The sequence below is a fragment of the Erwinia sp. JH02 genome (genome assembly GCF_013074405.1).
Classification (GTDB): Bacteria; Pseudomonadota; Gammaproteobacteria; order Enterobacterales; family Enterobacteriaceae; genus Erwinia; species Erwinia rhapontici.
In genome coordinates this window covers 1-20738 of the sequence record NZ_JABANZ010000018.1, presented here as the reverse complement: position 1 = coordinate 20738, position 20738 = coordinate 1, and the positions used below count along the sequence as shown (strand labels likewise).

Annotated in this window: 9 protein-coding genes; 5 read left to right on the top strand and 4 right to left on the bottom strand. The window is 59.2% G+C overall.

The genetic code is table 11. From position 1 onward, the window contains the following. Nucleotides 1-238: 238 nt before the first annotated feature. The 3 genes from HHI26_RS24245 to fes all read right to left on the bottom strand — a co-directional run bounded on the left by HHI26_RS24245 (nt 239) and on the right by fes (nt 10391). The gene (locus tag HHI26_RS24245) at nt 239-8779 is read right to left on the bottom strand and encodes a non-ribosomal peptide synthetase (RefSeq protein ID WP_171149895.1); all 8541 of its coding nucleotides are present in this window, start codon (nt 8777-8779) and stop codon (nt 239-241) included. Between the two features lie 75 nt (nt 8780-8854). Further along, entirely contained in the window at nt 8855-9067 is a 213-nt protein-coding gene (locus tag HHI26_RS24240; protein ID WP_171149894.1) for an MbtH family protein, read from the bottom strand. Between the two features lies 1 nt (nt 9068). Continuing rightward, on the bottom strand, nt 9069-10391 hold the full coding sequence (gene fes / locus HHI26_RS24235) for an enterochelin esterase (protein ID WP_171149901.1): 1323 nt from the start codon (nt 10389-10391) through the stop codon (nt 9069-9071). A gap of 334 nt (nt 10392-10725) precedes the next feature. Here fes and HHI26_RS24230 point away from each other — a divergent pair, with 334 nt between their 5' ends. From HHI26_RS24230 to HHI26_RS24210, 5 genes are all read left to right on the top strand, one after another. Continuing rightward, nucleotides 10726-12918 carry a TonB-dependent siderophore receptor gene (locus HHI26_RS24230; protein ID WP_171149893.1) on the top strand — a complete coding sequence of 731 codons (2193 nt, stop codon included), beginning with the start codon at nt 10726-10728 and terminating at the stop codon, nt 12916-12918. Nucleotides 12919-13425: 507 nt separating this feature from the next. Beyond that, a complete protein-coding gene (locus HHI26_RS24225) occupies nt 13426-15612 on the top strand; it encodes a TonB-dependent siderophore receptor (RefSeq protein WP_171149892.1) in 2187 nt (728 codons plus the stop codon). Between the two features lie 134 nt (nt 15613-15746). Further along, nucleotides 15747-16385, top strand: a complete 639-nt coding sequence (locus HHI26_RS24220) for a DUF998 domain-containing protein (RefSeq protein ID WP_171149891.1) — start codon at nt 15747-15749, stop codon at nt 16383-16385. Next, nucleotides 16382-18328, top strand: coding sequence for a sigma-54-dependent Fis family transcriptional regulator (locus tag HHI26_RS24215; protein WP_171149890.1), 1947 nt, complete (start codon nt 16382-16384; stop codon nt 18326-18328). Before HHI26_RS24220 ends, HHI26_RS24215 begins: the two co-directional genes overlap by 4 nt. 54 nt (nt 18329-18382) lie before the next feature. Beyond that, nucleotides 18383-19090 carry a lipoate--protein ligase family protein gene (locus HHI26_RS24210; protein WP_171149900.1) on the top strand — a complete coding sequence of 236 codons (708 nt, stop codon included), beginning with the start codon at nt 18383-18385 and terminating at the stop codon, nt 19088-19090. Between the two features lie 233 nt (nt 19091-19323). Here HHI26_RS24210 and HHI26_RS24205 read toward each other — a convergent pair whose 3' ends face one another. Further along, nucleotides 19324-20379, bottom strand: a complete 1056-nt coding sequence (locus tag HHI26_RS24205; protein WP_171149889.1) for a 2,3-butanediol dehydrogenase — start codon at nt 20377-20379, stop codon at nt 19324-19326. Between the last annotated feature and the right edge of the window lie 359 nt (nt 20380-20738).

Here is a 20738-nt window from a genome sequence, read left to right as displayed (position 1 = left end):
GCGGAATAACAAGGATCGGGCATGCCCGACCCCTACGGGTATTGTTCCAGGGGCGAGGCACGCCTCGTCCGGTGCGGAATAACAAGGGTCGGGCATGCCCGACCCCTACGGGTATTGCTGCAGGGGCGAGGCACGCATCGCCCGGTGCGGAATAACAAGGGTCGCGCATGCCCGACCCCTACGGGTATCGCTGTAGGGGCGAGGCACGCCTCGCCCGCTGCGGGGCGGTCCCCCTTCTTTACGCCAGGTCCTGGCACGCCTCCATCAGCCCAGCCAGCAATGGCCCCAGCGTCACCAGCGTTTCCGGTGACAGGATATCCATATGCTCGCAGGCCAGTTCGTGGATCTGCAGTTGCTGAAGATAAGGCGCCCAGCTTTCTTTCACCTCCATTCCCTCAGGCAGGGTATTTTTCGCCACAAACAGCGTGGCCTGCCCTTCAAAGCGTGGTGTCCTGGCGGTACTCAGGCGCTCAACCGCATCGGCATAGTTTGCGACGATGGTGCTGAACATTTCCGCCTTCTCTGCCAGTAACAGCGCATCGTCATCAGTGGAGGCCATAAACTCGGCCTCCTCGCGCGCCACTTCGGCACGCGCATCCTCTTCCGACGGGCTGGTCCAGTCCTGGCCTTCCGGCGGATAGGTATCCAGCAGCCCGAGGAAGTTCACCTGTTCTCCCTGCTGTTGCAAACGTGCCGCAATACCGTGGGCGAGGGTGCCGCCCAGCGAGTAGCCCAGTAAGTGATACGGACCGTGCGGCTGAATGCTGCGCAGCGTCGCCAGATGGCGTTCGCACATTTCATCCACACTTGCGCAGCGGGCAATCACGCCGTTCGGGCGTGGCGATTGCAGGCCAACAATCGGGAAATTGCCCCCGAGATGACGCATCATGCCGGAGTACTGCCAGGCAAAGCCGGAAGCCGGGTGAATACAGAACAGCACCGGTCCTGTACCGCTGCGGAACGGCAGGCTTTCGCCGTTGGCACGGTTGTCCGCGTTCACGCCACGCGCACTGTCATCCAGCAGGCGTGCCATGTTTTCCACACTACGTGCGGCCATGATCTGCCCGATAGAGAGCGGTTGTGGCAGACGACGGCGCAGTTCGGCGGCCAGGCGCATCGCCAGCAGCGAGTGCCCCCCCAGCGCGAAGAAGTCATCATCGGCATAGACCGTGTCACGCGCCAGCAGGCTGGAGAACAAGGTCACCAGCAGTTGCTCATGCAGGCCCTGTGCGGGACGACCTTCAGACTGCGGCGTCTGCGGCAACGGCAGGGACTTACGGTCCAGCTTGCCGTTAGCGCTGAGCGGGAAGTGGTCCGTCAGCACATAGCTGACGGGCAGCATATGCGCCGGTAAGCGCTGTGCCACTTGCTGATGCACAACGGCGGTATCCAGTGTGACACCGGGCTGTGCGATCAGCCACGCCACCAGCTGACGCGCATCGGCACCCACGGATGCCACACTGCCCAGTTCACGGGCGGCCACAACGGTCTGTGCCACGCCATCAACGGTTAACAATGCCTGTTCAATTTCGCCCAGCTCAATACGCTGCCCACGAATTTTCAGCTGATCGTCACTGCGTCCCAGATACTCAACGGCCCCGTTCTCCAGCCAGCGGGCAATATCCCCGGTGCGGTACATCCGTTCACCGTCGGCAAACGGGTCGGCGACGAAGCGTTGCGACGTCAGGTCGGCGCGATACAGATAGCCGTCTGCCAGCTGCACGCCGCACAGGTAGAGATCGCCCGCCACGCCGAGCGGCACCGGGCGCAGCAGCCCGTCGAGGATGCGCAGTTCCGTGTTCCACACCGGGTAACCAATCGGCACGCCTGCGCCGCTGCATTGTCGCAAGCTTTCGCCGCTGGCCGGATGGTATGTGACATCAACGGCGGCTTCGGTTGGGCCATAGAGGTTGTGCAGCGGTGCCGCGATCAGCGCCTCATAGCTGGCGGCCAGATCGCAGGAGAGGGCTTCACCGCTACAGAACACGCGTTGCAGGCTGTGGCACCCTTTGTCGCTGCCGTCACGGCTTTCCAGCGCGGTGACCCACGCGGCGAGCATCGAAGGCACAAAGTGCATTGTCGTCACGGAATAATCTTCAATCAGCTGTACCAGCGCATCCGGATCGCGATGGGCTTCCGGCGGTGCCATCAGTAACTGAGCACCGACCATCAGCGGCCAGAAGAACTCCCACACGGAGACGTCGAAGCTGCACGGTGTTTTCTGCAACACCACGTCATTCGCCTCCATCGGGTATTCATCCTGCATCCACCACAGGCGGTTAACAATCGCCTGCTGACCGACCACCACGCCTTTCGGGCGCCCGGTCGATCCGGAGGTATACAGCACATACGCCGGACGCTGCGGATCGGCGGCAGGCAACGGATGCGTCGGCTGACGCTGTTCGTCTTCCAGCCGATCAAAGGCCAGAATCGGCCCCATCACTGCAAAGCGTGCGGCTAAGGTGCTTTCACTGATAATCAGGCGTGGACGGGAGTCCTCCACCATCAGCGCAAGACGGTCGTCCGGATAACCGGTATCCAGCGGCAGCCATGCGGCACCGGCCTGTAGAATGGCGGTCAGTGCCAGGCTCAGGCGCACCGAACGCGGCAGGGCGACGGCAACGATATCACCCGGTTGTACCCCGGCCTCAATCAGACGGTCGGCCAGCAGACGTGCCTGCTGCTGCATCTGGCGATAGGTCAGACGATGCTCGCTGTCCAGCAGGGCCAGCGCGTCTGGCGTGCGGTTAACCTGCTGTTCAATGGCCCCTTGCAGCGTGCCTGCGGCCACCGGGTAAGCGGTGTTATTGATGCTGGCAATCAGCGCCTGTTCGTCAGGGGTTTGCAGCTGCCAGCGTGCCAGCGGCAGGTCGGGCTGCGCCACCAACTGGGCAATCAGCATCAGCAGGCGCTCAGCAAAGCGTTGCGGATGTGGCACCGCATCGCGGTACTCCATCAGCAGATGCAGACGCTCACCCGGCAGCACCAGCAGGGTAAGCGGATAGTGGGTGTAACCCCGGTTGCTGATATGGTCGCAGCGCAGGCCATTGTGGCCCTGCAACAGGTCGGCGTTGTCCGGGTAGTTTTCCACCACCAGCAGGGTGTCAAACAGCGTACCGCTGCCGGCCAGCTGTTGGATCTCACCCAGGCCGAGATCGTCATGTTCGATCAGCTGGATCTGCTGAGCCTGGTGATCGGCCAACTGATCGAGTAGCGGACGCTGGCTGTCGAAACGCACGCGCACAGGCAGGGTGTTACTGAACAGGCCAACGTGCTGCTCCTGGCCGTCAATCTGGCCGAAGCGACCGGAAACCGGTGAACCAAACACCACGTCCTGGTGGCCGCTTTCAATCGCCAGCTGCATTCCCCAGATGCCCTGCATCACGCTGTTCAGCGTCAGGCCCCGGCTGCGGCACAGTGCCAGCAGGCCGCGTTCCAGATCGGGTTCCAGTACCAGATCCAGGTCGTGCACCGGACCGTTATGGGGATCGTCACCAAACAGCAGCGTGGGACGCACATCCTGCAACACCTGCTGCCACAGCTGGCGGGAGGCGTTGGCATCACGCGAGGTTAACTGACGCACGATATCCGTGTAGCTGAAGCGATGCGGCGTCAGGGCCTGCGGGCCGTGGTACAGCGCGGTAAACAGATCGCCTAAGATCACCGGCGTTGACCAGCCATCCACCACCAGGTGATGGGCGTTCAGCATCAGTGTAAAGCGGTCACTGTCAGCATGCTGCACCAGCAGTGCATGCAGCATCACCGGCTGGCTGAACAGATCCCGTGCCAGCTCGCGTTTCTCCAGCGCCAGTAGCGCCTCGGTTTCTTCAGCCACTGACAGGGCAGGGAGCACGTGGCGATCCAGCGTCCAGAGCGAGGATTCCAGCGGCAGAACCGGGATCAGTTGTAACGGCTGTAGCGCCTGTTCACTGTCAAAGCGGGCCGCCAGCTGCGGATGGTGACGAACTACCGCATCCAGTGCGGCACGCAGGCGATTCTCATCCAGCGCACCGCTAAAGCTCAGGCGCGTCAGTGAGTTATAGCTGCCGCTGCTGTCGGCGGTGGCGGCATGGAACAGCAACCCTTTTTGCAGCGGTAGCAGCGGCAGAACAGCGGCCAGCGGGCCATGACGCTCACCCAGCTGAACGACATCCTGCTGGCTGACGCCGTCAATGGCGACCTCGGCGGCCACTAAGGTATCCGCCGCTTCCTGTGGATGACGATGGGCGAAATCGCTCAGTGCATCGCAGGCACCGGCCAGCGCCAGGTGCAGGGCATCAATATCCTGCTCGCTGAATACCCCGTTCAGCCAGCCCCAGTTAACCGCCAGCTGCGGCAGCGCGCCGGTTTCATCCACGAAGATATTAATTTCCAGGCTGTGCAGCTGCGGCATGTCAGGTGACTGATGTACCGCAAAGGCATCGCGGAAATGTTTACGCGTCCGCTGTGGCGTCCACAGGCCCTCTGCGGCACTGAAACGCCCGAGGTAGTTAAACAGCACTTCCGGCGCATGCTGCTGTGCCAGCGGCTGTAACTGGGGGGATCGCACCGCATCGAGATAGCGCAGCTGGCCGTAGCCAACGCCGCGATCCGGCACGGCACGCAGCACGCTTTTGACCGCGCGCAGGGCATCTCGCAGGCTGCCGCTATCGCCTTCATCCAGCGTGACCAGCAACGGATATTCGGCGGTCAGCCAGCCGACGGTGCGGGCCAGATCGTGGTCGCCTGCCAGTTCGGCGCGGCCATGCGATTCCAGGGTGTAGCGCAGCTGGCTGACCTTAAAGCGGTCGATCAGCGCCAGTGACAGTGCGCACAGCAGGGTCTCTTCCACGCTGGCACGATACTGCTGCGGCAGCGTGCTCAGCAGCGCCTGGGTTTGCGCACCGTCAAGCAGCGTACGCTTCTCTTTCAGTTCGCTGTGGGTATCCTGCGGATGCAGCGCCCGCTGGCCGAGCAGCGGCACCGGATGCTGCAACATGCTCTGCCAGAAAGGCAGCTCAGCGGCACGACGGGAGACGTTGCTTAACAGCGCAGCGGACCAGTCATGCAGTGATGTCTCTTCCGGCGGCAGGGTCAGCGGGGTGCCGCTGATGGCGGCCTCCGCTGCCTGACGCAGTTCATCCAGCAGAACACGCCAGGACACACCGTCCACCACCAGGTGATGGATCACCAGCACCAGACCAAAGGTCCGCTCGTTCTGCTGGAGCAGCGCGGCCTGCATCATCACGCCGTTCTCCGGGTCGAGGCGGGTGACGGCGGCGTCGAAGGCATCTTCTGCACAGGCTTCCGGGGCATCATGCAGCGGCTGGGCGGTGACCCAGCGGCTAAATCCGGCAGGGCGAGGTTCACCCACCACCAGCTGCCCGTCACGGGTAAAGGCGGCCAGCGCCGGGTGTGCGCGGCTCAGCGTGGTCAGTGCCTGCTCAAGGTGAGCACGCTGCAATGTCTCAGGGACCTGCAGGAACACGCCGTGCGCAAAGCGCTGATTAATGCCGCCATGTTCGTTAAACCAGTGCAGGATGGGTAAGCCGCTGATGGCACCGTGCTGCGCCACGTGATTGACGGCGGTGCGGGTGGTCAGCAGGGGCATATTTTGTGCCATACGTGCCGGGGTACGCTGGGCGAAGATATCGCGCGGACGCAGCAGATAACCCGCACGGCGGGCGGCCGTGCCCAGCCCCATCGCGGAAATACTGTCCCCGCCCAGCGCGAAGAAATCATCGTCAGCGCCGACGCGTTCCATTCCCAGCAGGTCAGCAACGGCCTGGCAGATCAGGGTTTCCTGTGCGCCCTGCGGCTCGCGTCCGGGTTTAAATGCCACCTGCTGCGGCTCAGGCAGGGCCTGGCGGTCAATTTTGCCGTTCACGTTCAGCGGCAGTTCATCCATCACCACCAGGATCGCGGGCACCATGTAGTCGGGCAGGGTGACTGCCAGTTTCGCCAGCAGTTTTGCGGATAACTGATCGTCGGCACGCAGGGCATCGTCATACACCGAGCAGTAGCCAATCAGGCGGTTGGTGGCACCGATAGGCTGAGCAATCACCACGGCGGTGCTGACCTCATCCAGCGCCACCAGCGCATTTTCCACTTCGCCCAGCTCAATACGGAAACCACGCACCTTGATCTGGTGGTCAACGCGGCCGATAAAGGCCAGCTGACCATCGCTGCGCCAGCGCATCAGATCGCCGCTGCGGTACATCACTTCCCCCTCCAGGAACGGGTTAGCGACAAAACGGGCAGCGGTCAGGTCCGGGCGACGCAGGTAGCCACGGGCAATCCCGGTACCGGAAATGTACAGCTCGCCCACGCAGCCCACCGGAACCGGACGCAGTTTGCTGTCCAGCAGCCACACCTGGGTGTTACCGACCGGGCGGCCAATCACCGGCTGATCAGAGACCATCACGCTGGCACCCAGGGTATCGATGGTGTACTCAGACGGACCGTAATAGTTATGGATCTCCAGCTCCGGGTGCTGCTGCATCAGCTTCCACAGCGTTGGCGTCGCCGCCTCACCGCCGATCATCACAAACGCCGGGCGGTGGCTTTCCGGCTCAAACAGCCCGGCATCAATCATCTGTGAGAAGAAAGAAGGGGTGATATCCAGCAGGTCAACCGGCACCTGTTTCATCTTCTGCAACAGCGCCCAGGCATCGCGCCGTAGCTCTTCGTCGAAGATATTCAGCTCGCAGCCCATCATCATGCAGAACAGCGGTTCCCATGAGGAGTCGAAGGAGAAAGAGGCGGTGTGGCCGGTACGCATACGGCGCGGCTGGTTGCGATGGAAGCGCTCAATCGCCGGGCCGAACAGGTTAGCCTGATGGGAAAGGAACAGGTTGAGCAGTCCGGCGTGAGTACTCATCACGCCTTTCGGGCGCCCGGTGGAACCGGAGGTGTAGATCATATACGCCAGGTGTTCACCACGCTGGGCAACACGGCGTTCGCTGTCGCTCACCGGGGTGGCAACGTGCGCATCACAGACGGCCCGTACGGCAGCATCATCAATACAGAGATACTCACCGTCCGGCATCTGGGCCACGGTGCTGCTGTGCGTCAGCAGCAGCTGCGGTTGCGCGTCATCGCACATCAGCGCCAGACGCTCACGCGGGTAGTCGAGATCCAGCGGCATATAGGCGGCACCGCTGGCCAGCACACCGAAGATCGCCACCAGCGAATCAACGGAGCGCGGAATACCAATGGCTACCACGTCTTCGGCACCCAGGCCACGCGCGATCAGCTCGCGAGCCAGTTGCATGGCACGGGCAGAAAGCTGGCCGTAGGTCAGGCTGATATCGCCACAGGCCACGGCGATCGCATCCGGCTGCGCGTCAACCTGACGTTGTAACATCGCCAGAATCGAGACCACGCCTTCCGGCGGCGTGACGCTGATGCCCTGGGACCAGTTGGCAATCTGCTGCTGTTCATCGTCGGCAATCAGCGCCAGGCGGGAGAGCGCTTGCTGTGGCTGCTGCGCCAGCTGGTTTGCCAGGAACGCAATGCGTTCACCGTGCCAGGCCAGCGTTTGCGCATCATATTTCCCGGCGTTGGCGACCAGCGTGACCTGCAACTGGCCGCGCTGGAAGCCGATTTCAAACTCCAGATCGTCGACCGGGCCCATCGCCAGGGTGTGGCTGATGGCATCAATGCCGTCAAAGGACAGACTGTCGTGATAGACCTTCAGGTTGATCACCGGGCCATACAGCGACTGGCTGCTGCCGACCAGACCAAGGTCACGGCGCAGTTGTTCTGCCTCGTAACGTTGATGGCGGCGAACCTGTTTAATCTCGCTCTGTAAGGCGCGGCTGATATCGGCCAGCGTCATGCTGTCTTCAATATCCAGCAGCAGCGGCAGAACGTTGACCACCGGGCCGGTGGCGGCCAGCGCGGCGGAACCCATGCGGCGCATAAACGGGAAACCAATGCTCAGGCGGGATTCACCGCTGATGCGTGCCAGATAGGCGACCAGCAGGGCGCTGGCAATTTCTGCCGGGGCGTTCTCCTGCAAACCGGGCTGATGAGTCAGCGCCGCCAGCAGCGCCGGGGGCAGGGTCACCTGTTGTTTTAACGGTGCGCCGTGGGCGCTGGCGGGGAAGGTTTCGCTGGAGAGCGAAATCGCCGTCGGGAAGTGCTCTGCGTGCTGTTGCCAGAACAGGGCGGCACGTTCACAGGCGGGTGAATGCTGCCAGGCCTGATACTCAGCGACCACTTCGCCAAAGGAGATAAACGGCGATGCCGCCGGTGTTTCACCCGCACGCAACGCCTGATAGATCGCTGCCACGCGGCGTGTCAGGGCCTCAAAGCTGAAGCCGTCGAGCATCAGATGGTGGTAGCGCTGATACCAGAACCAGCAATCGTCACTCACGCGGATCATCAGCTGGCGGTACAGCGGGCGGGCACCGTCTGCGGGCAGATCGGCGGCCAGATCGGCCTGCATCAGGTCGTGCGCGGCCTGCACGGCATCGCTGCGTGGGCTGAAATCAACCCATTCAACAGGTTGTACCTGTTCTGGGGTACGCGTACGGGGGAGGCGCTGCACGGCGCTGCCTTCATCAGAGAGGCCAAAGGTGGCCTGCACGGTATCGGCTTCGGACATCGCCTGGCGGATCGCCCTATCCAGCATCGGGCGGTCAATATCGCCATGCAGTTCACTGTAGTGCGCAACGGCAAAGGTGTTTCTTGCGCTGGCGATCTGATCGGCGATCCAGATCCCTGGCTGCGCCGCAACCAGCGGATATTCGGTAAATTCGGCCTGTATTTCAGGCGTGATCTGAGCTTCTGACACGGTGGCAATTCCTGTCGGTAAGAGGTAAAAACTGATCCCGTAGGGGCTGACCTTTTTTCCGGCCGCCCGGGCTGGCTAACCTGCCGTTTTCAGCACGGCGGGGCGCATGTCGTGCCAGTTTTCTTCGATGTAACGAATACATTCGGCGCGGGTATCCGGGCCGCTCACGGTCTTCCAGCCAGCAGGAACGTCGGAAAACGCTGGCCACAGGCTGTATTGCTGGCGTGCATTGAGCAGCACCAGGAAGTCGAGGGTTTCATCATCGAAGGGGTTTTGTTGTTCGGTCATGTTAATTACCTGTCTTTCCAGAAAAGGGAGGTGTAATAAAATCGGCCAGCAGCCAGCGTAAGCCGTCCAGCAGCCCGCCGCGCCAGCACAGGGCATCATGCCCGCCGGAGAAAATTCGGAAATTAATGTCATGCCCGCCCGGGAGCAGCGCCTGACGCATCTGTTGGTTAACCCAGGCCATATCGCCTTCGCGATCGCCCGCTTCCTGGAAGATCTTTAAGCGGCTGGCCGGCAGTACACCCTTGATCGCCTGCCCGGTCAGCCAGCCCATCTCCTGCTCTCCGGCTTCGGAAAAGTGGGTGACCAGGCGGACGTTTGGCCACCAGAAGGAGCCAGACTGGCTGAGGATGCGGCCAAAGCGCCCGGGCCAGTGCAGCCCGGCATACATCGCCGCCAGGCCGCCGTAACTTTGCCCGGCGACTACGGTACGGTCGGCCTCTTCACTGAATTCCACACGGCTGCGCGCCAGCGGCAGCAATTCCTGCTGCACCGCCTGCCAGAATTCAGCATTGCAGGGCAGCTCTTTTTCGCGCCAGTCACCGTTAATCACATCAATAAACAGCCAGCAGGCGGCGGGCAGATGGCCGCTGTCGGTTTCGGCATGCAGCGCGGAATAAAGCGGTTGTCCGTCTGCCCAGTTCTGTCCATCCAGCAGAATCACCAGCGGGCGCTGCTCTGGGATCGCTGTACTGCCCGTGGTATAGAGCCAGATACGGCGCTGATTCCCCAGCAGGGCGCTGTCCCAGGTAAATTGTTGCAGCTGGTGGTTATCGGGGTGTATCGGCTGTCCGTTGTCCAGCGCGTGCCACGCAGACTGGTCCGGCGCCGCGGGCATATGCGCGGCCGACAGCGCGTGCCCGCGGCTGTTGAGGTGGGCACAGCTGCGATTTAACGGGTCGGCAATCGCCAGCGGGAACAGAGATATCCACCATTCGCGCTGTTGTTTGCGGCGTGTGTCGTCATCGGTGCTAAAAGTGGGGGGGAGTTGCTCAGCGTTTACCGGGATCAGGCTGTAACTGCCACGCCAGTGCTCATCAATCTCCGTTGACCAGTGCCAGACATCGGTTCCCGCCAGGCGTTGCAAACTTTGCGGCTGCGGGCTGTGGTGGTCGGTCACGCAGTTAATATCCACATAAACCTGATGTATTGCAGAGCGGGTTTCGTCACCTGCCGGGTCACGCCAGAAATAGTTCATCCGGACTGTTCCTTCAGCAAAGGCTTCAACCAGTGGCGTGCCATGTTGCGCAATGTGCTGCCACCAGCTCTCTTCACCCACGTTATCGGCGGCCAGCAGCTGTGCTGCATGACCTGCGGGCTGACGCATCGGCCATAATGTGTGCCGTGTTGTCACGATAATTTTCCTTAATTTACATTTAATTACTTAAAAGGAGGGACTTTAATCTCTCTTACAGTAAATGACGCTAATACAAATAGTATTGAGAATAGTTTGCATTTGCAATAAGATGCGTCGCAACTTTCTTAAGGGCCTGTAAGTTGTACGTAAATATCGGTTTTCTTAAGAAGGGCAGAAGAATCAACGAAAGTAGTGGCAAACGTGATTCTCACATTTCACCGCGGCCAATCAGTTCTCCTTAACAATTGGCGGGTTTTAACGGGTTTTTTTTATCAGCAAATCTGTTCAGACGGGATACCAGAACATGTTTAATAAGATTAAAAAACAGGCAATACCAGGCATTGCAGTTCGTTCAGACAAACACACCCTGCGTTTATTACTGGCTTCAGCCCTGCTGGTAGCGCCCGCCGTGCAGGCAGCCACCGAAGCAGAAAATACACTGACGGTCACCGCAGACACCCAGGAAAGCGTCACAGCCCCGACCAAAGGGATCGTAGCGAAAGAGAGCGCGTCCGGCACCAAGACCGCCACACCGCTGCGCAAAACCCCGCAATCGATCTCCGTGGTAACGCGCGATCAGATGGACGATCAGGCGGCGGCTTCAGTCTCTGATGCGCTGAGCTACACCAGTGGCGTGGTGACCAACTACCGTGGTAACTCGAACCGTAATGACGAAGTGATCAGCCGCGGCTTCCGTTATGCGCCTAAATTCCTGGATGGGCTGAGCTACGGCTTGTCCGGCCAGGCCGGAGCAGCAGGGCAGATCGATCCCTGGTTGTTAGAGCGTGTGGAAATGGTACATGGCCCGGCATCGGTACTGTATGGCCAGGTGAACCCGGGCGGTCTGATCAATATGACCAGCAAGCGCCCAACCGCTGAGAGCATTCATGAGGTCAAACTCAGCACTGGCAATCAGCATTTTGGTGAGGCCGCATTTGACTTCGGCGGTCAGCTGAATGATGACAACACCCTGTTCTATCGCCTGAACGGTATTGCCAGCACCAAACATGAGTTTGTTAAAAACAACAAACAACAGCGTATGGCGATTGCTCCGGCGATTACCTGGCTGCCAAATGAAGACACCAGCTTTACGCTGTTAACCAGCTACCAGAATGAACCTAAAGCCGGTTACCGTAACTTCCTGCCGATGTCCGGCTCGCTGAAAGAGAGTAGCGCAGGCTATATCCCTTACGACTTTAACGTCAGCGACCCGAGCTACAACGAAGCGAAGCGTGAACAAACGTCTATCGGTTATATCTTCGATCACAACTTTAACGACGCGGTGTCATTCCAGCAGAACGTGCGTTACAGCCATATGAGTGAGTCTTACAAGTATCTGGTGTATACCTGGGATGCGGATAACGACCACTCGATCAACCGCCGTCCACAGCATGATAAAATCATGACGGATGAACTGGCGATGGATAACCAGCTGAAAGGGAAGTTTGAGACCGGTGACGTTAATCACACCGTGATTGGCGGGCTGGACTATAAATGGAGCGATGTTGATAGCAAGCTGTGGCGTGACAGCGGAGATCGTTACATTCTTGACTGGGCTAATCCGACCAGCATTGATATTGATGAAAGTGACTTCTCCCTGGTCACCAGCACGCGTAAGAGACTGCATCAGGTTGGTGTCTATTTACAGGACCAGCTGGAGTGGAACCGCTGGAACCTGGTGCTGTCAGGTCGTAATGACTGGAGCGAAATCCGTACGCTGGATCGTACCGATAACAGCGACACTCAGCAGAATGATAACAAGTTCACCGGCCGTGCAGGCCTGCTGTACGCCTTTGATTCAGGCTTTTCGCCGTATGTCAGCTACAGCACCTCGTTTGAACCTAACCTGAGTACCGGTGCACCGGGTGCCAAACCCTTTGCGCCAACCACCGGTGAACAGACCGAAGTGGGCTTCAAATATCAGCCAACGGGCACCAATACTATGCTAACGGTCTCCTGGTTTGATATTAACCAGAAGAACCTTACCGGCTATAACAGCGTATTGGGTTACAACGAAGCGATCGGCAAGGTCAATTCGAAAGGGGTTGAAACTGAGTTACGTTCTCAGCCAATTCCGGAAGTTGAACTGCTGGCGCAGTACACCTACACCGATGCGGTGACCAAAGAGAGCAGCACCAGTTCTGCTCTCGCGGGACGTGCCCCTTCGGGTATTCCGCGTCATGCAGCATCTGCCTGGGGTAACTACAGCTTCCTCGACGGCGTGCTAAACGGCTTTACTCTGGGTGCTGGCGTTCGTTACACCGGTGATGCTCCAGCAGACTCCATTGGACAGGATGAAGTTCCACACTTCACACTTTACGATGCGATGGTGAAATACAAGTTGGGTGAGGCAGTATCTGCGCTGAAAGGCACCACATTGCAGTTTAACGTGCAGAACCTGACGGATAAGCACTATGTGGCGTCATGCAGCAATACCGAAGCCTGCTTCTACGGTTCAGGCCGTACCTTCGTTGCTTCAGTGGATTATCGCTGGTAATAAAGGCAGGCGGGGCGTTGATTGCTCCAGAGATGTAAAGCGGGGTTCCACAGAGAACCGCGTTCCTGACAAGCTTCATTATCATCCTTTTAGCCACCCCAGATGGGGTGGCTATTTTTTTGCCTGATCGCTCCCTCACCGCACGTCCTGCTTTTTTCTGACTCCAGTCTGTTTAGCCGAACCGTTATAAATCACACTGATTTTTTCTTTAGTTTACATGTCGTTACTTTTTATCGTCCGTACCAGTTATTTGTGTAATAAGAAATGCTAATACAAATGTTATTGAGAGTGATTTACATTTGCATTAGTATGCGTCGGAACTTCACGCAGGTAAGAGGTAACTCTTCATTTAGTAAGGTTTTTTTTCATAAGCAGAGGGTGCGTTCGGACGTTAATGATCCGTGCCATTCCTGAAGTTAGCTACGGCCAATCAGTAAATCTAATGGGTTGGCGGGCTTTACTGGTTTTTTTCGTAGACAAGGCTGTTTCAGACGAGATAACACAACTATGTTGAAGAAGATAAAAACCCAGGCGCGCCCTGGTGTGGCAGTACACTCTGGAAATACCACCCTGCGCCTGCTGCTGGCGTCTTCACTGCTGGCGGCGCCGCTGGCGCAGTCCGCCACTGACAACACGCTGACGGTGACGGCGGAGTCCCAGGAGAGCGTGACGGGGCGTAACAGCGGTATTGTGGCGAAAGAGAGCGCTTCAGGCACCAAAACCCCCACCCCGCTGCGCAAAACCCCGCAATCGATTTCGGTGGTGACACGTGAGCAGATGGATGACCAGGCGGCAGCATCGGTTTCCGATGCCCTCAGTTATACCAGCGGTGTGGTGACCAACTATCGCGGTAACTCCAACCGTAACGACGAAATTATCAGCCGTGGCTTCCGCTACGCGCCAAAACTGCTGGATGGTCTGCACTTTGGTCTTTCCAGCTCCAGTGGGGGAGCCGGGCAGGTTGACCCGTGGTTGCTGGAGCGCGTGGAGATGGTCCACGGCCCGGCAGGGGTGTTATACGGCCAGGTCAGCCCGGGTGGCCTGGTGATCATGACCAGCAAGCGCCCGACGGCTGAAGCCGTTCGCGAAGTGCAGCTCAGCACCGGCAATCATCATCTGGGCGAAGCGGCCTTTGATTTTGGCGGTAAGCTGAACGATGACAACACGCTGTTTTATCGTCTGAACGGTATTGCCAGCACCAGACATGAAGAAGTGAAAAACAATAAACAGGAACGCGTGGCCATCGCGCCCGCCATCACCTGGCTGCCGAATGCCGATACCAGTTTTACCCTGTTAACCAGCTACCAGAACGACCCGAAAGCCGGATCGCGTAACTTCCTGCCGATGGTCGGGACGTTGAAAGAAGCCAGCACCGGGTATATCCCGTATGACCTGAATATCAACGACCCGAACTACTATGGTAACAAGCGCGAACAGGCCTCCATTGGCTACGAATTTGACCACAGCTTCAATGAAACGCTGTCGTTTACTCAGAACCTGCGCTATACCCATCGCGATGAAGACTATAAATATATGGTCTACACCACCAGCTCCACCCTCAACGACCACACCATTGAACGTCGCCCGCAACATGAAACGGTGATGACGAACGAATTCGGTGTCGATAACCACCTCAAAGGGCTGTTTGATACCGGTGATGTCGGCCATACCGTGCTCGGTGGGCTGGATTATCGCTGGAGCCGCGTTGCCAGCACCCTGTCACGCCATACCTCGACCCAGTACCAGCTCGACTGGGCAAATCCTGGTCGTGTTGATGTGAATGAGGATGATTTTACCCCCAGCATTAACACCGTGAAGCAGCTGCATCAGGTCGGAGTCTACCTGCAGGATCAGATGGAGTGGAATAACTGGAACCTGGTCCTGTCCGGCCGCAACGACTGGTCGCAAATCCGCACGATTAACCGCCTTAATGGCACCGACGTGAAGAACAATGACAGCGCCTTTACCGGCCGTGCCGGGCTGTTGTACGCCTTCGATAACGGTCTGTCGCCGTACATCAGTTACAGCACCTCGTTTGAACCGAACCTGAGCAATGGCGCACCGGGAACCGATCCGTTTAAGCCGACAACAGGGGAGCAGACCGAAGTGGGGGTGAAATACCAGCCGCCGGGTTCCAATACCGTGATGACCGTGTCGGTGTTTGATATCACTCAGAAAAATATCACCTCGGCGAATACGGTGACCGGTTACAACGAGCAGATCGGGAAGGTTGACTCAAACGGCGTGGAAATGGAAGTGCATGCCCAGCCGTTGCCGGAAGTCAAACTGATGGCGGCTTATACCTATACCGATGCGGTGACAAAAGAGACTTACACAACCGCTCAACTTGGACGTACCCCTGCCAGCATTCCGCGTCATGCGGCATCGGCCTGGGGCAGCTACAGCTTCCTGAATGGAGCTCTGAGTGGGCTGACCGTAGGCACGGGTGTGCGTTACACCGGTGATGCCCCGGCGGACAGCACCGGAACCAACGAAGTGCCGCACTTCACGCTGTACGATGCGATGGCAAAATATGAACTGGGCGAGGCGGTTTCGAGCCTGAAAGGCACCACGGTTCAACTGAATGTGCAGAACCTGACCGACAAACACTACGTGGCATCCTGTAGCAACAGCGAAGCCTGTTTCTATGGTTCAGGCCGCAATGTGGTGGCGTCGGTGAACTATCGCTGGTAAGCCGCGAATCGTCTGACGACGAGGTGATACGTACACGTCTCGTCCAGCGAATTATCACTCTTTACCACCCCAGCCGGGGTGGTTTTTTTTTGGCGCTCTGTCAGACTGAATGCTGCCAGTAACAGGAGAGAAAAATGTCGCAGTTATCGGGCCGCAGCCGTGCAGGCGCGTGCTGTTTCGCCGCCGGGGGATTGCTGTATCTGCTGGCCGAACGTACCAGCGCGCTGGCCTGGCATCATCCGGCCTATCGCTACAGCCACAACTATATTAGTGATCTCGGCATTCCTGAATGCGGGCCGCAGATTTGCTCACCGCTGCATAACGTGATGAATGCCGGATTTGCGGTGGAAGGCGTGCTGTTTCTGCTGGCTTGCTTACTGTTGCGGCCGCAGTTGTCGGGGGGAATGGGGTGGGCGGCGTTGCTGGCAGGCGGCCTGCATGGCATTGGTGGCGTTATGATCGCGCTATTCCACAGCGGTGGGGAAGCCGATGGGGTGACATTGCATCAGGCAGGTGCGGTGATGGCGATTGGCGGGGGTAATCTGTGCCTGATCGTCACCGGCCTGGCTTTGCGCCGTTGCGCACCCGTGTATGCCGCGTTTAGCCTGCTGCTGGGAATGGTCGGCTTGCTCTGTATGATGCTCATCCCGTACGTGGCGTTGCCGATCGGCATCATTGAGCGTGCGGCGGTCTATCCCATCACCCTCTGGCAGGTGGTGAGCGGATTTTCATTGCTGTTACTGTCTTACCGGTTCAAAAGGAGCGTGTTGTGAATCAGAGTCAGCGTGAACATATTGCCACCGTGCTTGCCTGCACCCGCGAAGATGCCCGGCATCTGGTGCAGCGTCAGTATGACCAGACGATCCGTGACTCCTGGCAACGCTGCGTGGAAAGTCACGGACTTGATCCCAGCCGTATGCAGGCGGCGCGCATTCTCCCCTGGCAGGAGCTGCGAGAGCATCGCGAGCATCTTGAAGAGTTTCGCCATATTGCCCGGCACGGTTTGAGCCGGTTATACCAGCAGATTGCTCCGGCGGGCTATGTGGTGTTGCTGACGGATGCCCACGGGGTGACGGTGGACTATCTGGGGGATGACAGTGCTGAAATCAGCCTGCGTCGCGCTGGCCTGTTCCTGGGGGCGCAATGGTCGGAAGCCTGGGCGGGCACCTGTGCGGTTGGCACGGCGCTGGCGACCGGGAAAGCGCTGACCGTACATCACAACGACCATTTCGATGCCACGCATATTGCACTCTCCTGTTCGGCCGTGCCGCTGTTCGATCCGCAGGGGCAGCTTAACGCCATCCTGGATATCTCCGCACTGACCTCGCCGCAGCCGAAATCCGGCCAGCAGCTGGCGTTACAGATTGCGCGGATGCATGCCCACCAGATTGAAAATGCCTGGTTTGAGCATCGCCACCGTGCCGACTGGGTGCTGAAACTCAGCCCGTCCTCGCCGTTTGTCGAGGTCAGCCCGGATTACCTTATTGCTTTTGATGCCGATGGCCGGGTGATCGGGCATAACCACCGTGCGCAGCGGATGCTGGAGAAAGAGCTGGGCATTGATGCGCCGCTGCCGCACTGCCGCAGCACGCTGCTCGGGATGCCGATTGAACAGCTGTTTAATACTTCGATAGACAGTTTGCCGGACTGGCTGGCCAGCGCCAGCGGTCGTCAGGGCACGCTGGATCGGCTGCACAGCGGTGAGAGGCTGTATGTGACGGCGGTGCAGCCCGCACGCCGCCCGGAGCGCACGGCGATCACCACGCCCGCCGCACTGCCTGCGCCGCTGGCGGCCCTCACGGGCGGCGATCCTGCATTGCAGCAGCAGTTACAGCGTGCCTCGCGCTTACTGAGTGCGCCGCTGCATCTGGTGGTGCAGGGGGAAACGGGCAGCGGCAAAGAGTATTTTGCCCGCGCTTTCCATCAGTCCAGCCAGCGCAGTGGGCAGCCGTTTATTGCGGTGAACTGTGCCGCGATCCCCGCGACCTTGATTGAAAGTGTGCTGTTTGGTCATCTGCCGGGCAGTTTCTCCGGGGCGGGCAGCAAAGCGCGGCGCGGCCTGGTCCAGGAAGCCGACGGCGGCACGCTGTTCCTTGATGAGATCGGTGATATGCCGCTGGAGATGCAGACGCGGTTGCTGCGCGTGCTGGCCGAGCAGGAGGTGCTGCCGGTCGGGGCTTCACGCCCGGTTGCGGTGGATATCCGTGTGATTTCGGCTTCACATCATGTGCTTGAGGAGCTGGTGGAGCAGGGGCGTTTTCGCGCCGATCTGTTCTGGCGTTTGCAGGGGGCGCGCATCACCCTGCCTGCACTGCGCAACCGTCAGGATCTCGACTGGTTAATCGACAACATGCTGGCGGGCAAAGCCCGACTGTCCGCAGCGGCGCGTCAGTGCCTGCATCAGCATGGCTGGCCGGGTAACCTGCGTGAACTGAGCAATGCGCTGGATTACGCCGTGGCGATGGCCGATGGCGACACGATTGACGCTGGCGATCTGCCTGACGGCATCGGCATTAGCGCACCGCTGACGTTAATTCAGGCGCGTTCGGCAGAGGGGCAGGCACTGCCGGATGAAGGCCAGCAGCTGGTGGCCCTGCTGCGTGCCGCACGCTGGAATCACAGCGCCGTGGCGCGTCAGCTGGGCATCAGCCGGATGACGCTGTACCGCCGCATGCAGCGTTATGGCATTCAGTCGCCTAACACGCAGCCTGCCTAACGGGAAGACAAGACGATGAAGAGAAGCGTTCAGGTGGCGGGTGACGGGCCGTTTATGCTGCCGCAGGGACGGCTGCTGTACTGTGCGGACCCGACTCAGGCCGAGGACGGGCTGTTTCCGCTGGCCGCCGCAGGCCACAAGGTGGCCCAGCTGTGGTACGGACCAACGTCGCTTGTGGTGCCCTCCAGTTACCGGCGTTTTACCGCGCTGGACCAGGTGCGCGAGCAGTTTGCCGCCGCCGGATGCCCGGTGTTCCTGCGTAAATCCGGCGGCGGGCTGGTGCCACAGGGGCCGGGCATTATCAACCTCAGCCTGGCGTACCCGATCGCGCGCACCCTCGGTGAGGCCGCAGAAGATGTTTATCGTCATCTGTGCGCGATATTAAGTGATGCACTGGCTGAGCTGGGCGTGGTGACGGGCTGGCAGGCAGTGGAGGGATCGTTCTGCGACGGACGCTTTAACCTCGCCTGTGGCGAAGGACCGCAGGCGCGGAAAATTGCCGGAACGGCGCAATACTGGCGGGCGATCCCCGACAGTGATGCCGATGCTCCGCGTCGCCATGTGGTCCTGGCCCATGCGGTGCTGTTGGTGGACTGTGATTTAGCGGCGGCACATCGCCAGGCGAATCAGTTTGAGGCCGCGCTGGGAAGCGGGCGTTTTTATCAGGCATCAAAAACGGTCAGTGTGGCGCAGAGGCTGTCAGCCCGCCATCCGTATCTGCGTGATGAGGTGGTTGACGCGCTGATCGCCAGGATCACGTAGGGCTGAAGGTGTTATCGCGATCAGAATCGCGTCAGGTCTGAGGCCAGTTTGAGTACGCCGGAACGGCAACGGCCGCATCCATGCGGGCCTCGGCACGCGACGTCCTGTCGCGTGACGTCCGGCTTACCTCAAACTGGCCCCATCCCCGTAAAAACGGTGCTCGCTGTTGGTTTAAAAACGGCGATCTCCCGCGTAGGGGGTGACCCTTTGTTACGGCCACCCCGATACCGGGATTACTGCGGTGGACGTACCAGGATTTTCACCTGATTTTTCTCTTTCACCAGCGCTTCAAACCCTTCGGTCACCAGGTCGTCCAGCTCAATACGCTTGGTCACCAGTTTCTCCGCCTGGAAGTAGCCCTGAGTCATCAGCTCCATCACCGCCGGGAAGATATGGCGGTAAGCGATGATGCCTTTAACGTTACGCTCGGCCAGCACCACTTTGTTCGGGTGGAATGACGCTTCACCTTCCCAGATAGACACAATGATGGTTTCGCCTTCGTAGCGGGTGCTGTCGATACACTGCTTGAGCACCACCGGCACGCCGGTCACTTCGAACGACACATCCACGCCGCCTTTGCTCAGTTCACGAATGGTGGCCACCGCATCCTGCTTGCTCGGATCAATCACCACGTTAGCACCCAACTCACGCGCTTTCTCGCCACGCTGCGGCGACAGTTCTACCACGTAAATCTCAGAGGCACCCGCAGCACGCAGCGCTTCAATCACCAGCAACCCGATAGGACCAGCGCCGAATACTGCCGCTTTGTCCCCGGCTTTCAGCTTGCTCATACGCACCGCGTGCAGCGCCACGGCGGCAGGTTCCACCAACGCACCCTGCTCGTAAGAGAGGCCATCTGGCATACGGTGCACCATGTGTTCGTCTACGGTAGTGAAGGAAGAGAAACCACCACCGCCGCCAGACAGACCGTGGAAGCCCAGGTCGCCACACAGGTTGTACTTGCCTTCGCGGCAGGCTTCGCATTCACGACAGGCGAGGATCGGCTCGACAACCACGCGGTCACCGATTTTGAATTTGCTGACGCCCGTACCCACGGCAACAACTTCGCCAGAGAACTCGTGGCCCATCACAATCGGTGCGATGTCGTGGCTGATTTTATGCGGTTTATCGACCGGAACAAAGATCGGCCCGGCGAGGTATTCATGCAGGTCGCTGCCGCAGATCCCGGTCCATGCTACTTTGATTTTTACCTTGCCCGCAGAAACCTGGGGTTCTTCGATATCGTCAATACGGATGTCATGCGCTTTATACCAACGTGCTGCTTTCATCTTCTTTTCCCTTGAGATTGGTCAACATCCTGTCCATTGCCACTACTGCGGCCGGACCAGGAACTCAAGGCTGCATAGTGCTAAAAGCGTGCCAGGAATTGGAGTTTTGGGTAAGTTGTTGATTTAGTTAGGGAGTAGGGTGGGGAGGGCGGTGGGAGGGGAGGGGATAGGTGCGGGGATGTGACAGGTGTAACGGGGTGCGGGTGTAACAGGGTGGGAGGCTGATTATTTTGGTAGGTTGTTGAAGGGGCTGCTGTGTGCCAGAAGCGGTCCTTTAAAATTTAAGTCGAAACAGGATGCACATTCAACTTAATAAGTTAAAATAGCCTTACGTGGCAACGCCAATTTTATCTTTTGAC

Bases quoted from the DNA above. Each gene is read 5' to 3' on its own strand.
- HHI26_RS24240 (WP_171149894.1), bottom strand. From the start codon at position 9,067: ATGACCGAACAACAAAACCCCTTCGATGATGAAACCCTCGACTTCCTG.
- fes (WP_171149901.1), bottom strand. From the start codon at position 10,391: ATGCGTCAGCCCGCAGGTCATGCAGCACAGCTGCTGGCCGCCGATAAC.
- HHI26_RS24230 (WP_171149893.1), top strand. From the start codon at position 10,726: ATGTTTAATAAGATTAAAAAACAGGCAATACCAGGCATTGCAGTTCGT.
- HHI26_RS24225 (WP_171149892.1), top strand. From the start codon at position 13,426: ATGTTGAAGAAGATAAAAACCCAGGCGCGCCCTGGTGTGGCAGTACAC.
- HHI26_RS24220 (WP_171149891.1), top strand. From the start codon at position 15,747: ATGTCGCAGTTATCGGGCCGCAGCCGTGCAGGCGCGTGCTGTTTCGCC.
- HHI26_RS24210 (WP_171149900.1), top strand. From the start codon at position 18,383: ATGCTGCCGCAGGGACGGCTGCTGTACTGTGCGGACCCGACTCAGGCC.
- HHI26_RS24205 (WP_171149889.1), bottom strand. From the start codon at position 20,379: ATGAAAGCAGCACGTTGGTATAAAGCGCATGACATCCGTATTGACGAT.